This is a genomic window from Acidovorax sp. KPB24-07 (genome assembly GCF_057543315.1).
The window spans coordinates 1-14,883 of record NZ_BAAJYS010000004.1 but is presented as its reverse complement, the minus strand read 5'-3'; the positions used below and the strand labels follow the sequence as shown (position 1 = coordinate 14,883).

Here is a 14,883-nt window from a genome sequence, read left to right as displayed (position 1 = left end):
GGCACATCGTTTTGCTCCGCGCTGGCGGTCTTCGGGCCCGTGCCCATGGCGGCTTGCAGATGCTCCGCCTCGTGCAAGGGCAGCCCGATGCACGTGTGCAGGAACACGGCAAGCAGGAGCAGGCGAAGGAGGGCGCGGCGGTGGTTCATGGCGAGGGCGCCGAATCATAGCGGCGTCTTTGCCGCTTTCGCGCCGAGGCAAAAGGGGTCAGGCGCTTTCGGTCGCCACCACCACCTGGTTGCGCCCTTGCTGCTTGGCCTGGTAGAGCGCCTGGTCGGCACGCTGGACGATGTCGGTCTCGTTGGTGTCCTTCAGGCTGCAAAAACTCATGCCCAGGCTCACGGTCAACTGGCCAACGGCCGCGAACTGGCTCTGGCTCACCGCGAAGCGGATCTTTTCAGCCACCACACGGCCCTCCTGCCGGTCCTGCGGCTCCGGCAGCAGCACCACGAATTCCTCGCCGCCGTAGCGCGCCACGAAATCGGTGATTCGCACACTGCCCGAGATCACCTGGGCCAATTGCTGGAGCACCGCGTCGCCGGCCTGGTGGCCATGGTGGTCGTTGACATGCTTGAAATGGTCGGCGTCGATGACCAGCAGTGCGAAGGTCCGGCCCGTGCGCTGAAAGAGCTGCACGTACTCGCGCAGCTTTTCATCGAACCTGCGGCGGTTGTAGAGCCCGGTGAGCGCGTCGTGAATGGCCAGGTTCTCCAGTTCCTGGTTGGCGCGGTGCAACGCCAGCGTGCGTTCCGCCACCTGGGCTTCCAGGGACGTGTTCAACTGGGACAGTTCGCGCTCCCGCTCGAGCAGGGACGCCGTCATCGACTGGAAGGAGTGGTTGAGTTGCGTGATCTCCGATGCGTGTTCGTCGCCCGGATAGATCGGCGTTCCAGCGCGGTTTTCGATCATGCGGGCGGCGCGGGCCAGCTGTTCGATGGGCCGGCTGATGCGCGCTGCCAGCCGGTAGGCCACCAGGGCGCAGGCCAGGGCCGTGAGCAGGCCGAGCAGAATCAGTTGCTGGCGCAGCGCTTTCACCGGGGCCAGTGCCTTGTCCAGCGGCTGGCGCAGAACGATGCGCCAGCCCAGATCGGTGTGCGCCACGGTCGGTAGCTCCACCATGCTGGTGAGGTACTCTGCGCCATCGCTCCATTGCAGGCGTTCCGACTGCGCCTGCGGAGAAGCGCCGGCAGGCAGATTCAACAGTCCGACATGCTGGAACGGGTAAAGAATGTGCCCGGCCCTGTCCGCGATCAGCACCTCCGCACCGTGCTGGCCGACCCGGTTCACCACGATGGACTCTACCGTCTCGGTCACCCAGGACCAGTGGGCGTGGGCACCCAGCACCCCCCGCAACTGGCCCTGCTCGTCCAGGATGGGGGCCGCGAAGTCGATGAAGCGCAGCGGCTGGTCCGGGTTGCGGTTGGGCAACTGCTTGGCGAGCAGCACGGCCTCGTGCACGTCGCCCACGAACAGCCCGGAGCGGGCGGACTGGAACCAAGGCCGGTGCTCGACCTGGGCACCGACCAGCACGCCATCAGTGGCTTGCGTGACCCGTCCGCTCGCGTCGGTGACGCCGATCCAGGCGTATTCGTTGTGGGTGGTCTTGCGCAGGTCCAGCGCCTGCCGCATCTCCTGAGCGGAAAGGTCGCCGCGGGTGAAGAGCGCCAACTGGCGCAGTAGGTCGATTTCCTGGGCCCGCTCGCGCAGGTTGGTCGCCAGCAGGTCGGCGGCCGATCGGGCACTGGTGTGCAGCAGTTCACCGCCGAACCGGGCCAGTTCCCCCGTGGCGATGTGGCCCACGTAGACCCCCACGCCCAGCAGGCTGGCAAGCGACAGCCCGCCGAACAGCAGGGTGAGCTGTCCCCTGAAGCTCTGGCGCGAGCCCTTGGCCTTGTCGGTGGTTTGCATAGCCTTTCGATTTTCTCCGGATCAGAAGGGGCTCTCTACAATGCCGGCCCTTTGGTCCTGGAAACCCCGCCCATGCATATCGTCGTCAACGAAGAACTCAAGGCCTATATCGACCCGCTGAGCCCCGAGGAACACGCGGCCCTGGAGCGCAGCCTGCTGGCGGAAGGGTGCCGCGATGCGCTGGTGCTGTGGGGCGATGTGCTGGTGGATGGCCATAACCGGTACGGTATCTGCCAAAAGCATGGGTTGCCGTTCCAGACGGTTCAAAATCAGAATTTCCGCTCCATGGAAGACGTGCACCTGTGGATGATCGACCAGCACCTGGGTCGGCGTAGCGTATCGGACTTCCAGCGCGGCGTGCTGGCCCTGCGCAAGCGGGAGATTCTGGCCGATCGCAACGTGCGTGCCGCCAATGGCGAAGCCCTTCGGGGGGCTTCCCCCGGCGAACCCGGGGAGGATGCAGACGCCCCCGGTGCCGCCGCCCCTGCCCCGACTGCAGCCGATGCGCTGGCGCAGGAGGCATCGCCAGAGCCCCAGCCGCTGTCCAGTCGGGAGGCCATTGCCAAGGCCGCACGGCTGAGCAGCAGCCAGGTGGTGATGATCGAAAAAATACGCAAGCAGGCCGCGCCCGAGGTGGTGGCAGCGGTCAAGGCGGGCGCCCTCTCACTGAACGCAGCGGCGGCCGTGGCCACGTTGCCGCAGGACGAACAGCGTGCGGCAGCCATGGCGGGAGGCGACGAACTCAAGCAGGCGGCCAAGCGGGTGCGCGAGGCCAGGCGCAAGCCCCGGGACGAGGCCGATGTCCCATCGCCCGAGACCCTGCAGTCGTTGCGTGAACGCGTGGCCGAACTCACGGCCGAGAACGAGGAACTGCGCCGCCAGCTGGCGGCCTGGCAGGCACAGCCGGGCGCCTAGCGTCAGGGCGGGGGGCGCACGGGCGGTTTTAGACGCCGCGCCCCATTTTTTCGAAGGTATCCGCACCTTGTGTGCGGGTGTTACTGCCATGCCATTGGGCTCTATGATTTGGGCCCACTCCGATCCGCGCCATGACATCTAACGCCCCTTCCTCCCAGATCCAGCGAGGCATGCCGATCCGGCTGTTCGCTGGCTTCATGTTGGCCGCGTTGGCCACGACCATCATCGCCCTGTTCACCTACCAGTCGCAGCAGGAGCGGGCCGAAGCGGTGACTCGCATCAATGCGGCCGTGGAATCGCTCACGCAGATGCAGACCGTCCTGTCCATCACGAAAGATGCGGAAACCGGTCAGCGCGGCTATCTGCTCACGGGCGAAACCCGCTACCTGCAGCCCTACACGGCAGCGCAGGCCGCGCTCAAGCCCGAGATGGGACGGCTGCGCACCCTGGTGCAGGCATCGCCCGAGCAGGTGCAGCGCTTCGAGCATCTGCAGGCCCTGGTGGCGCAGAAGATGACGGAACTCGACGAAACCGTGAACATGCGGCGCGCAGGCAATGCGGAGGGTGCGGCAGACGTGGTGCGTACGGACAAGGGCCGTGCAACCATGGACGCGATCCGCAACATCCTTCGGGAAATGCTGAACGCTGAGCGCCAGGAACTGGATACCCGGCGCGGCGAATGGGATGCCGCGGCCACCTTCGGCGCGTATTTCACCTGGGTCAGTTCGTTCGTGCTGCTGCTGCTTATCCTGATGTCCGCTGTCCTCGCCCGAAGCGATCACCGCGCCAAGGCCCAGGAGGACTGGATCAAGGGCGGCCTGGTGGGGCTGGGCAACCGGCTGCAGGGCGATCACCGCCTGAGCGATCTGGGCCCGATCGTGATGGACTACCTGGCAGACTGGCTGGGCGCGCGGGTGGGCGCGGCGTATGTGGCCGAAGGCGGCGGCGTGTTTCAGCGGTTCGGCAGCTATGCACTGGCCGATCCCCAGGCCGGTGCCCGTGTCTTGAGCGGCCAGGGCCTATTGGGGCAGGCCGCCGATTCCCGCCAGCTGATGCATGTGACGGACGTGCCGACGAACTACCTGCCGATCTCCTCTGGGGTGGGGCACGCCACGCCGGCCGAGATCGTGCTGGTGCCGGCCGTGCACAACGGTGTCGTGCATGCGGTGATCGAATTCGGGTTCTTCCGCACGCTGCGCGATGCCGATCTGCAGCTGCTCACCCGCGCGTCGGAATTGCTCGCCACCTCCATCCGCTCGGCCATCGACCGGACCCGGCTCGAAGCCCTGCTGGAAGAAACCCAGCGCCAGGCCGAAGAACTGCAGGCACAGCAGGAGGAATTGCGCGTGAGCAACGAAGAGCTCGAGCAGCAGAGCCGGGTGCTGCAGGAGTCCCAAGCCCAGATGGAAGCGCAGCAGACCGAGCTGGAGCAGAGCAACGCCCAGCTGGAAGAGCAGACGCAGCAACTGGAGTACCAGAAGCAGCAGTTGCTGCGCGCGCAGGATGCCCTGTCGCAAAAGGCCAACGACCTGGAGCAGGCCAGTCAGTACAAGAGCGAGTTCCTGGCCAACATGAGCCATGAGTTGCGCACGCCGCTGAACTCCAGCCTCATCCTGGCCAAGCTGCTGGCCGACAACAAGTCCGGCAACCTGACGGGCGAGCAGGTCAAGTATGCCCAGACCATCCATGGTGCGGGCAACGACCTGCTGTCCCTCATCAACGACATCCTCGACCTGTCCAAGATCGAAGCGGGGCAGGCCACCATCTCCATCGAGCCGATGGACGTGGCCCGTGCGGTGAACGCGTTGGTGGACCCGCTGCGGCCCATCGCGCACGACAAGGGGCTGGCCCTGCATTGCACGGTGGAGCCTGGCGCCCCGGCCACCTTGCAGACCGACGTGCAGCGCTTCGGCCAGGTGCTGAAGAACCTGCTGTCCAACGCCCTGAAGTTCACCGAGCAGGGCGAGGTTTCGCTGCGCGTCTTCGGCAACGCCGACGGCACGGTGTCGTTCGCGGTCAGCGACACGGGCATCGGCATTCCCGAGCACCAGCAGGAACTGATCTTCGAGGCGTTCCGGCAGGCTGATGGCAGCACGCACCGCCGGTATGGCGGCACAGGCCTCGGACTGTCCATTTCCCGTGACCTGGCGCAATTGCTCGGCGGCAGCATCGCCGTGCGAAGCACGCCGGGACAAGGCAGCGTGTTCACCCTGGTGCTGCCCCTCGTGGCGCCGCTGAATGCACCGCAGGACGCGGCGCGGCCCACCGCGCAGGCGTCTCCGGCCTCCACGGTTCCCGCGCCGGCCAGCCGCCCGTCCGTGCCGCAGGCGGACGGCTTGCCTGTCGTGCTGCCACCGCCCGCCCCGGTGCGGCGCCCGGCAAATGCCGTAGCGGACGACCGGGACCAACTGGCGCCGGGCCGCCGCACCATCTTGGTGGTCGAGGACGACGTGCGTTTCGCGCGCATCCTGCTGGACCTGTCGCGGGAGATGGGTTTTCAGTCCGTGATCACCCACACCGGCGGCGAAGGCCTGGCCGCAGCGCTTGAATACATGCCCAGCGCGGTCGTGCTGGACATGAACCTGCCGGACATTTCCGGCCTGGCGGTACTCGACCAGCTCAAGCGCAATCCGGTGACGCGGCACATTCCGGTGCATGTCGTCTCCGTGGCCGACTACGCCCAGGAGGCCATGGGCCGGGGGGCCATCGGCTACGCTCTCAAGCCCGTCAAGCGCGAAGAACTCGTGCAGGCCCTGGAGCGCATGGAGGCCAAGTTCACCCAGGCCATGCGCCGCGTGCTGGTGGTGGAGGACGACGAGCGCCAGCGCGAAAGCATGCACCACCTGCTGGCCAATGGCGATGTGGAGATCGTCGGTGCCGAGACGGCGCAGCGCGCGCTCGAACTGTTGCGCACGAGCACGTTCGACTGCATGGTGATGGACCTGAACCTGCCCGATCTGAGCGGTTACGAGCTGCTGGAGAAGATGGCCGGCCAGGAAGAGGTGGCGTTCCCGCCCGTCATCGTCTACACCGGCCGCTCGCTGTCGCGCGACGAAGAGCAGCGCCTGCGGCGCTACTCCAAGTCCATCATCATCAAGGACGCGCGCTCGCCCGAGCGGCTGCTGGACGAGGTCACGCTGTTCCTTCACCAGGTGGAGTCCAAACTGCCCGCGGACCGCCAGCAGATGCTGCAGATGGCCCGGGACCGGGAGTCCACCTTCGAGGGGCGCAACATCCTGGTGGTCGAAGATGACGTGCGCAACATCTTCGCGCTGTCCAGCGTGCTCGAGCCCACCGGTGCCAAGGTGCAGATCGCGCGCAACGGCCGCGAGGCGCTGGAAGCCCTGCAGCGCGCGCAGTCCGGCGATGCGGCCACGGTCGATCTCGTCCTGATGGACATCATGATGCCGGAGATGGACGGCTTCACCGCCATGAGCGAGATCCGCAAACGCCCCGAATGGCGTCGCCTGCCCATCATCGCGCTGACCGCCAAAGCCATGAAGGACGACCAGGAAAAGTGCCTGGCCGCCGGTGCCAACGACTACATCGCCAAGCCGCTGGATGTCGAGAAACTGCTGTCGCTCGTGCGCGTGTGGATGCCCAAATGAGCGAAGACCCGGCGGCGCAGCAGCAGCGAAAGAAGACGTTCGACATCGAGCAGCACCTGCTGGTCGAGGCCATCTACCAGCGCTACCACTACGACTTTCGCGGGTATGCGCAGGCCTCGCTCAAGCGCCGCCTGCAGACCGCGCTCACGCGTTTCCATTGCCGGTCGGTGTCCCAGTTGCAGCACCTGGTGCTGCACGACCCGGAAGTGTTTCCCGCCATGCTGGAATACCTCACGGTGCAGGTGAGCGAGATGTTCCGCGACCCGACGTACTTTCGGGCGTTGCGCGAAACCGTGGTGCCGGTGCTGCGCACCTATCCGTCGCTCAAGATCTGGGTGGCGGGCTGCAGCACGGGCGAGGAGGTGTATTCGCTGGCCATATTGCTGCGGGAGGAGGGACTGCTGGAGCGCACCCTGATCTACGCCACCGACATCAACGCCAACGCCCTGCAGAAGGCCGAGGCGGGCATCTACGCCATCGAGCGCGTGCCGGCCTTCACGGAAAACCATGCCCGCTCGGGCGGGCGAACCTCGCTGTCGGAGCACTACACCGCCGCCTACGGGCGCGTGGTGCTCGACAAGAGCCTGCGCAAGCACATCGTGTTCTCGGACCACAGCCTCGCCACCGACAGCGTGTTCGCCGAAGTGCAGCTGGTGTCCTGCCGCAACGTGCTGATCTATTTCGACCGCGAGCTGCAGGACCGCGCACTGGGCCTGTTCCGCGATGCGCTGTGCCGCAAGGGCTTTCTTGGGCTGGGGTCGAAGGAGTCGCTGCGCTTTTCGTCGCATGCGGGCGAGTTCGAAGAGCTCGTGCCGCAGGACCGCCTGTACCAGAAGAAAGGCGGGGCATGAGCGACCGCATCCGCCCGCAGGCGGTGGTGATCGGCGGCTCCGCAGGGAGCATCGAAGCGCTCTCGGTCCTGCTGCCGGCGCTGCCATCCGGCCTGCGGGCCGCGGTCTTCGTGGTGCTGCACCTGCCGCGCGAGCGGCCCAGCCTGCTGTGCGAAATCTTCCAGCCGAGCTGTGCCGTGCCTTTGCGCGAAGCCCAGGACAAGGAGCCGGTGGAGCCCGGGACCGTTTACTTCGCGCCGCCGGACTACCATCTGCTGATCGATGCCGGGCCTTCGCTGGCCCTGTCCGTGGACGATCCGGTGCATTTTTCGCGCCCGTCCATCGATGTGCTGTTCGAATCCGCGGCGGACGCGTATGGTGAGCGCTTGCTTGGCATCCTGCTGTCGGGCGCCAACAGCGACGGAGCGCAAGGGTTGGCAGCCGTGCAGGCCGCGGGGGGCACCACGGTCGTGCAGGACCCGGACAGCGCCCCCATGCCCTTCATGCCCGAAGCCGCGATGAGCGCCTGCACCCCCGGCCATGTCCTTTCCCCGCAGCGCATCGCTTCGCTGCTCGAGACCCTGTTCCATCGGAGAGCTTCTTGATACCCGCCCCCATCCCGCCGTCCCCCATGCGCACTGCCCCGGTGAAGTGCCTGATCGTCGACGACGTGGAGGAAAACCTGATCGCCCTGGAGGCCTTGCTGCAGCGCGATGACGTGCAGGTTCTCAAGGCCGCTTCGGGCTCCGAGGCGCTGGAGCTGCTCCTCGTGCACAACGACGTGGCCCTGGCGCTGCTGGACGTGCAGATGCCCGAGATGAACGGCTTCGAGCTGGCCGAGCTGATCCGCGGCAGCGAGCGCACCCGGCATGTGCCGCTCATCTTCATGACGGCGGGCTCACGCGACCAGAACTGGCAGTTCAAGGGCTACGAGACCGGTGCGGTCGACTTTCTCTACAAGCCCATCGATCCGCACGTGCTGGTGAACAAGGCCAACGTGTTCTTCGACCTGCAAAAGCAGAAGGTGGCCCTCGCGCGCGAACTGCAGGAACGCACCGAAGCCCTGCGGGTGAACGAGATGTTCATGGCCGTGCTGAGCCATGACCTGCGGGGGCCTTTGAGCGCCCTCCTGGCGAGCGCGCTGGTGCTGCAGCGGCCGCAGGAGCCCGACAAGGTGCAGGCCATCGCCGGCAAGATGCAGTCGAGCGCACAGCGCATGGGCCGAATGATCGAGGACCTGCTGGATGTGACGCGGGCGCGCCAGTCCGGCGGGCTGCCCGTGAAGACCGGGCCCGCCGACCTGGGCGAGCTGGTGCAGCGCCCGGTGCACGAGCTGCACGTCAGCCACCCCGACCGGACCATCGAGATCACGCAAAAGGGCAACCTGACGGGCCAGTGGGATGCCGAGCGCCTGTGCCAGGTGGCGGCCAACCTCCTGGGCAATGCCATTCACCACGGCGATGCGGCCGAGCCGGTGCAGGTGATGCTGGACGGCACGGCGCCCGACCGGGTGGAGTTCACCGTGCGCAATGCCGGCACGATTCCCCCGGCACTGGTGCCCCACCTGTTCGATCCGTTCCGGGGGCGGGAGCGCGAGCCGGGGCAACACCAGGGGCTGGGGCTGGGCCTCTACATCGTGCACCAGATCGTGCAGCGCCATGGCGGCCGCATCGACGTCTGCTCGCGCGAGGGCCACACGGCCTTCCATGTGCAGTTGCCCCGCCAGCCGGCCGTGGCCCGTCCGGCAGCACGCTGATCTGTCCCACGGGCCGCACACGGCCTGGGCCTGCTTCAGCGAGCGTTGGGATCTATTGGCGTGGCCGCGGCGGCTGCGCTGCCAGAAGAACAAAAAAAGGGGGCACGAAGCCCCCGTTCACTGTGGCGGTGCTCTGCGGTCAGGCGGGGTGATTGGAGCTGGATCCGCGCAATTGATCGCGAATCGAATCCATGAGCTCTTCCAGCTCTTCCAGCTCGAATGGCTTGAGCAGCGCACGCACATTGGGGCCCAGGGCATTCAGTCCGTGGCCGAACTGGTAGCCCGAGCACAGCACGATCCAGCGCTGCGGATTCTCCGCCACCAGTTGGCGGCACAGGTCGGTGCCCGACATGCCGGGCAGGCTGACGTCGGTAACGACCAGGTCGTAGGGGCCCTGCGCATCCAGCTTCAGCGCCTCCTCGGCGGTCGCGCACAGCGACACTTCACGGTCGTCCCCCTCCAGCAGCATGCCGATGGTTTCGCGGAGCTCCGCGTTGTCCTCTACGTAAAGGATGCGCAAGGGAGGGGTCATGCTGTGGTCGGTCCGGTCGAGCGGTCTGTGAAGGTCTCCGGCTGGCGGTCGCGCGTCAGTGGAAAACGGGGTGGAGGGGTGGGCCAGCGCTTGCATCATGCCAGCGTGCGCACGGAGGGTTCGCGCGCCCATTGTCGCGTGCTGGCCGCTTGAATGAAAGCTGCTGTCTCAGCGGGGTCCACCACGCCGGCGTCCGGCTGGATGCCGGCGGCCTTCAGGATCGGCTGCGAGCCCTTGCACGCGGCGATGGCCTTGAGGTGGCCGAACGCGTCGCGGAACCAGTCCACGGCAGCGGCTTCGCGCGACAGTTGCTCGCCCGCTTCGGGCGACAGGACCGAGGCCACGGCGTCGAACACCGTGGAGGGCGTGCCGGCCAACTGGCCATCGGCCGGCAGCCGCGAGCCGTCCGCCAGCACGGCGCCGCCCACCTTTGGGGCCACGATCTTGACTGTGGCACCGGCCTTTTCCGCCGCCTTGCGCAGCGCGGCGATGGGTGCGGCGGCCGAGCCGTCCGCCACCAGGATGCCCACGCAGCGACCCTCCAGCGTGGGCTTCATGCGGTCGATGATGCGCAGCGCGGGTGACAGCGGCAGGTCTTGCACGGCGGCGGCTGCAGGGAACGGCTCGGGGAGTTCCGGCATGCCCAGTCCGTCCGCCACGCGGCCGGCCAGGCTGTCGTCCACATTGCGCAATTGCGCCACCACGGCCGTCCGCACAGCCGGCGTTTCGACCTTGGACAACTCGAACACCAGGGCCGATGCCATGTGGGCCTGTTCCAGCGGGCTCTGGCTGCGAAAGAACATGCGCGCCTGGCTGTAGTGGTCGGCAAAGCTCTCGGGCCGCACGCGGCCCTTGGCGCCGCCATCGGCCACTTCGGCGAAATGCCGTGTGCCCTGTGCCAGCGAGGCGCGCGGGCTGTCTCCGAGCAGGCTGCTCGGCTCATAGGCCACGCGGCCCTTGGGCACCTGCATCTGCATGTGGCCGTCGCGCTGCATGTTGTGGAAGGGGCACTTGGGCGCGTTGATCGGGATCTGCACGAAATTCGGGCTTCCCAGGCGCGACAGCTGCGTGTCCAGGTATGAGAACAAGCGGCCCTGCAGCAGCGGGTCGTTGGAGAAGTCGATGCCCGGCGGCACGTTGGCGGGGCAGAACGCCACCTGCTCGGTCTCGGCGAAGAAGTTGTCGGGCCAGCGGTTGAGCACCATGCGGCCGATCATCTTGAGCGGCACCAGCTCTTCGGGGATGAGCTTCGTCGGGTCCAGATGGTCGAAGGGGAACGCCTCGGCCTCTTCTTCGGTGAACAGCTGCACGCCCAGTTCCCACTCGGGGAAGCTGCCGGCCTGGATGGACTCGAACAGGTCGCGGCGATGGAAATCGTTGTCCGCCGCCTGCAGCTTCAAAGCCTCGTCCCACACCGTGGACTGGATGCCCAGCTTGGGACGCCAGTGGAACTTCACGAACGTGCTCTGGCCTTCTGCGTCGAGCAGTCGGAAGGAATGCACGCCGAAGCCTTCCATGGTGCGCAGGCTGCGCGGGATGGTGCGGTCGCTCATGGCCCACATGATCATGTGCATGGCCTCGGGCATCAGCGAGATGAAATCCCAGAACGTGTCGTGTGCGCTGGCCGCCTGCGGAAAGCCGCGGTCGGGCTCCATCTTCACGGCATGCACCAGGTCGGGAAACTTCATCGCATCCTGGATGAAGAACACCGGGATGTTGTTGCCCACCAGGTCCCAGTTGCCTTCTTCGGTGTAGAACTTGACGGCGAAGCCGCGCACGTCGCGCGGGGTGTCCACCGAGCCGGCGCCGCCGGCCACGGTGGAGAAGCGGCAAAACAGCGGCGTCTGCTTGCCCACCTCGGTGAGGATGCGGGCGGTGGTGTACTGAGACAGCGATTCGGTCAGCTCGAAGAAGCCGTGCGCGGCGGTGCCACGGGCATGCACGATGCGTTCGGGAATGCGCTCGTGGTCGAAATGCGTGATCTTTTCGCGGAGGATGAAGTCCTCCAGCAGCGTGGGGCCGCGGGGCGTGGACCGCAGCGAATTCTGGTTGTCCCCGACCGGAATGCCCTGCTGGGTGGTGAGCACCGGGTGGGCGCCTCTAGCCTGCTGCTGCAATTCGCCCCCGGTGCCGCGCAGTTCTTCGCCTTCGTGGGCCTGGGACGAGGGGGCGGAGGCCTTTTTCACGGGACGTGGAACTGCGGGTGCTTTTGCCATGGGGGGCCTTTTGGTTGAGATTGCCGTGGGACCGCCGATCTTTTGCCGTGCAGGGGGACGCTGGTGTAGGACAAGCCCGCGTCGGCCGGATTGCCCGCAGGGCGGATCACCGGGCGACCTGCCGCGCGGGCTGGCACTTCGATGCGATGTCCACTGACAAGGCGCGCCCGCGATGGGGCACATACTCCAGCAGCGGCTGATGCGGCATCGATCGAATGACCGACCCACCAGACGCAGGCTCTTTCCCATCTACCACCACGGCAGGCCCCATGATCCGAATGAAACTCCAGTTGGAGTTGGAGTACGCGGTAGGCGATCCCGGCGCTGACTTCGTCTTCAACATCCACGCAGCGCAGACGCGTTGCCAGATCGTCCAGGACGAGAACCTGGTCATCAGCCAGGACATTCCGACCCACTTGCACACCGATCCCGCCACGGGTACCCGCTGCCTGCGGCTGCATGCCGAACCCGGGCCCCTCACGCTGGCCTATACCGCGACGGTGGACCTGCACCACCACACCGCCGATCCGGCGCTCATTCCCGAGGTCGGCGTTCGCCACCTGCCCGACGATGTCGTGGGCTACATCTTTCCCAGCCGCTACTGCCAGTCGGACCGGCTGGCCACGCTGGCCATGCGCGAGTTCGGTCACCTGTGGCAGGGCTACAGCCGTGTTCAGGCGATCTGTGACTGGGTGCGCAACCACGTGACCTTCCGCTCCAACACCTCCAACTCGACCACCTCGGCGGTCGACACGTTCGTCGAGCGCGTCGGCGTCTGCCGCGACTTCGCCCACCTGATGATCGCGCTGTGCCGGGCAGTGAACATTCCCGCGCGCATCGCCACCGGCACCGACTACGGCGCCGACCCGGCGCTGGGGCCGCCGGACTTCCACGCCTACGTCGAGGCCTATCTCGGCGACCGCTGGTACCTGTTCGATCCGTCGGGCACGGCCATTCCCATGGGCATGCTGCGCCTGGCCACCGGCCGGGATGCCGCGGACGTGGCATTCGCCACCATCTTCGGCAGCGTGCAGTCACAACCGCCGAAGATCCGCGCATGGGCCGTCCAGGACCCGTCGCGGGGCTTGCAGTTGCCGCAGCATTCGTCCTTGGCATTGTCCACCGATGCGCCGCAGAGTTCGGGCGCGTCACCCTTGATGTCCGGTGGCCACTCGATGATGGCCGGCTGAGGCCTACGGGCCGGGAACGCAGTGGCTCGGGCCCGGGCTGTTTGCGGCCCTGCCCGGGGGCATCGCTGGCCGGCGGAAGCAGCCGGTATGCCTGGTGACCGTAAAAACTGCTCGATGCCCTAGTAATCATTGGCTCGATTGCTATATATTTAGTAGCAATCAAGGCCCCGGCACTGGTGCGCCAAGGCGGTCATGGCATCTCCGATGTCCGGCGCGGGCAGGCCGGCCCTGCTTCGCGCAGTTGCATGGCTCTTCGGGTGAATCCCTCCTTTCCGTTCGTGGCAGGGTTGGAATGCAGCCTCACGGAGAGGTGGCCAGGCCCTGCTGTACAGGGCCTGGCGGCAGGTACAGGGCGAACACGGGCTGGAATACCGGCTTCGGGCCCGCGCGTGCGAAACCTTTCTTTCGCCACCCTGCAACGCCGAGCGCCTTTCATGCCATCCGCTGCCCTTCCTTCATCGCTCCCTTCCCGCCGCGCGGCGGTGGACGGCGGTTTGCACGAGGGGGCTGGGTCCGGCAGCCCTCGGGCTGGTCCGCACCCTCGTGCACCGGCCTCTCCCCGTGCTTCGGCGCAACGGCAGGAGCCCACCGCGATCCTGCCGCGCTCGCCCATCCCTCCCGGTGACCCCGCCGCCGCGAGCGCGGCCAGCTTGCCGCCCCGTGCCTTGCCCCAAGCTTCGCCCCCTGGTCCCGCCTGGGGCGCGCTGGCCTCGCGCGGCATGCACCTGCTGCAGCCCCATCCCGCCGTGCTGCGGTTCGGTGCCCGGCACCTGGTGTCTCCCGTCCTGTGGCTGGGCGAGCAGATGCGAACCCATTCCGAATGGACCTTGCTGGCCGTGCACACGCTGCAAGACCCAGCCTCTGCCGCCGCATTGGCGCAGCGTGTGGCGCTGGCGGCCGGGCTGTTGGCCACCGGCACCGCCGCGCTGTCGCGGCAATTGCAGGAGCGCGACGATCCGCAGGCCGTGGCCCGCATCGCGCAAGCGCTGGTGGACCTGGATGCCGCACGGCTGGCGGGCGAGCTGCTGGGCGAGGCGGTCCAGGGCCTGCTCCAGCGGCTGCCCGACCGCGACGTGGCAGGACTTCAGTTGTTCGTGGGGATCGGCGCGGTGATGGCCCACTGGCACCTGAAGCACCGCGCCCCGGCACCTGCGCCGATTTCGCCCCCGGAGGTGCCGGACACCACCGCGACCCCGGTCACCACCACGGCGCATGGGGAACCTCCCCGCCCACGAAGCGCAGGGCTGGACCGCGTGGTCCTGGCCAACGCGGTGGTGGCCCTCCACCATGCGGGACAGGGCGTGCTGGGCGAGGGGTACGCCCGTGGCGTGGCCGAATCGCTGTCCGACGGCGTGCGGGAGGCCGTGGGCCAGTGGCTGGCGCGGGCACGGGAGCGGCGGTAGCGCCACGCGACCGCCGATCACCCCGCCCGGCGGAAGGTCAGGTTCACGCGGACCGCTCCCCACTCCGCGTGGTGGCCTTGCGGCACCGGCAGCACGCCGTGAAAGCGCAGGCGGTCCTCCCCGCCCCACACCACCACATCGGCATGGCGCAGCGGCACGCGCAGGGCGCGGTCGCTGCGCGCCAGGCCACCCCAGAGGAACGTGGCCGGGAGCCCGAGCGAGACCGAGACGATGGGCGCCCGCAGGTCGCGCTCGTCGCGGTCCTGGTGCAGCGACAGGCGCGTGCCCGGGGCATACCGATTGACCAGGCAGGCATCCGGGGCGAAATCCGCAAAGCCGGCCGCTGCCGCCGCCTCGCCCGCCAGCGTGGACAGCACGGCAGGCAGGGCGGGCCACGGCCTGCCGCTGTCCGGGTCCACGGCGACGTAGCGGTAGCCGCGGGCATCGCTCACCCAGCCCAGGGCGCCGCAGTTCGTGGTGGCCACCGACATGCGGCGCCCGCCCGGCGTCGCCATGTGGCGCCAC

General features: G+C 67.5%; 11 protein-coding genes. 7 read left to right on the top strand and 4 right to left on the bottom strand.

Annotated elements, in window-relative coordinates:
• Positions 1–207 precede the first annotated feature (207 nt).
• Entirely contained in the window at positions 208–1,908 is a 1,701-nt protein-coding gene (locus AC27IQ_RS01240) for a sensor domain-containing diguanylate cyclase (RefSeq protein ID WP_487087594.1), read from the bottom strand.
• Positions 1,909–1,980: 72 nt separating this feature from the next.
• Here AC27IQ_RS01240 and AC27IQ_RS01235 point away from each other — a divergent pair, with 72 nt between their 5' ends.
• The 5 genes from AC27IQ_RS01235 (at position 1,981) to AC27IQ_RS01215 (ending at position 9,017) form a co-directional block, all read left to right on the top strand.
• Positions 1,981–2,823, top strand: coding sequence for a plasmid replication/partition related protein (locus AC27IQ_RS01235; protein ID WP_487087592.1), 843 nt, complete (start codon positions 1,981–1,983; stop codon positions 2,821–2,823).
• A gap of 131 nt (positions 2,824–2,954) precedes the next feature.
• The gene (locus AC27IQ_RS01230; RefSeq protein WP_284429830.1) at positions 2,955–6,431 is read left to right on the top strand and encodes a response regulator; all 3,477 of its coding nucleotides are present in this window, start codon (positions 2,955–2,957) and stop codon (positions 6,429–6,431) included.
• Complete coding sequence (locus tag AC27IQ_RS01225; protein ID WP_284429831.1) at positions 6,428–7,282, top strand: CheR family methyltransferase; 855 nt, start codon at positions 6,428–6,430, stop codon at positions 7,280–7,282. The genes AC27IQ_RS01230 and AC27IQ_RS01225 overlap by 4 nt, the downstream gene beginning before the upstream one ends.
• On the top strand, positions 7,279–7,866 hold the full coding sequence (locus AC27IQ_RS01220; RefSeq protein ID WP_284405024.1) for a chemotaxis protein CheB: 588 nt from the start codon (positions 7,279–7,281) through the stop codon (positions 7,864–7,866). The genes AC27IQ_RS01225 and AC27IQ_RS01220 overlap by 4 nt, the downstream gene beginning before the upstream one ends.
• A gap of 26 nt (positions 7,867–7,892) precedes the next feature.
• Complete coding sequence (locus tag AC27IQ_RS01215; protein ID WP_284429832.1) at positions 7,893–9,017, top strand: hybrid sensor histidine kinase/response regulator; 1,125 nt, start codon at positions 7,893–7,895, stop codon at positions 9,015–9,017.
• Between the two features lie 139 nt (positions 9,018–9,156).
• Here the strand turns inward: AC27IQ_RS01215 and AC27IQ_RS01210 are convergent, their stop codons facing one another.
• Together AC27IQ_RS01210 and AC27IQ_RS01205 are read right to left on the bottom strand one after the other, a co-directional pair.
• The gene (locus tag AC27IQ_RS01210; RefSeq protein WP_372588161.1) at positions 9,157–9,549 is read right to left on the bottom strand and encodes a response regulator; all 393 of its coding nucleotides are present in this window, start codon (positions 9,547–9,549) and stop codon (positions 9,157–9,159) included.
• Between the two features lie 95 nt (positions 9,550–9,644).
• Positions 9,645–11,765, bottom strand: coding sequence for a catalase (locus AC27IQ_RS01205; protein ID WP_487087588.1), 2,121 nt, complete (start codon positions 11,763–11,765; stop codon positions 9,645–9,647).
• Positions 11,766–12,034: 269 nt separating this feature from the next.
• Between AC27IQ_RS01205 and AC27IQ_RS01200 the strand changes: the two genes are divergently transcribed.
• Positions 12,035–12,955, top strand: a complete 921-nt coding sequence (locus tag AC27IQ_RS01200) for a transglutaminase-like domain-containing protein (RefSeq protein ID WP_487087586.1) — start codon at positions 12,035–12,037, stop codon at positions 12,953–12,955.
• Between the two features lie 719 nt (positions 12,956–13,674).
• On the top strand, positions 13,675–14,358 hold the full coding sequence (locus tag AC27IQ_RS01195; RefSeq protein WP_487087584.1) for a hypothetical protein: 684 nt from the start codon (positions 13,675–13,677) through the stop codon (positions 14,356–14,358).
• Between the two features lie 17 nt (positions 14,359–14,375).
• Here AC27IQ_RS01195 and alkB read toward each other — a convergent pair.
• On the bottom strand, positions 14,376–14,883 hold a 508-nt coding region (gene alkB, locus AC27IQ_RS01190), incomplete at its 5' end, for a DNA oxidative demethylase AlkB (RefSeq protein ID WP_487087582.1).

Coding starts and splice junctions, on each gene's coding strand:
- AC27IQ_RS01200 (WP_487087586.1), top strand. CDS start 12,035: ATGATCCGAATGAAACTCCAGTTGGAGTTGGAGTACGCGGTAGGCGAT.
- AC27IQ_RS01215 (WP_284429832.1), top strand. CDS start 7,893: ATGCGCACTGCCCCGGTGAAGTGCCTGATCGTCGACGACGTGGAGGAA.
- AC27IQ_RS01220 (WP_284405024.1), top strand. CDS start 7,279: ATGAGCGACCGCATCCGCCCGCAGGCGGTGGTGATCGGCGGCTCCGCA.
- AC27IQ_RS01230 (WP_284429830.1), top strand. CDS start 2,955: ATGACATCTAACGCCCCTTCCTCCCAGATCCAGCGAGGCATGCCGATC.
- AC27IQ_RS01210 (WP_372588161.1), bottom strand. CDS start 9,549: ATGACCCCTCCCTTGCGCATCCTTTACGTAGAGGACAACGCGGAGCTC.
- AC27IQ_RS01205 (WP_487087588.1), bottom strand. CDS start 11,765: ATGGCAAAAGCACCCGCAGTTCCACGTCCCGTGAAAAAGGCCTCCGCC.
- AC27IQ_RS01235 (WP_487087592.1), top strand. CDS start 1,981: ATGCATATCGTCGTCAACGAAGAACTCAAGGCCTATATCGACCCGCTG.
- AC27IQ_RS01225 (WP_284429831.1), top strand. CDS start 6,428: ATGAGCGAAGACCCGGCGGCGCAGCAGCAGCGAAAGAAGACGTTCGAC.
- AC27IQ_RS01240 (WP_487087594.1), bottom strand. CDS start 1,908: ATGCAAACCACCGACAAGGCCAAGGGCTCGCGCCAGAGCTTCAGGGGA.
- AC27IQ_RS01195 (WP_487087584.1), top strand. CDS start 13,675: ATGCACCTGCTGCAGCCCCATCCCGCCGTGCTGCGGTTCGGTGCCCGG.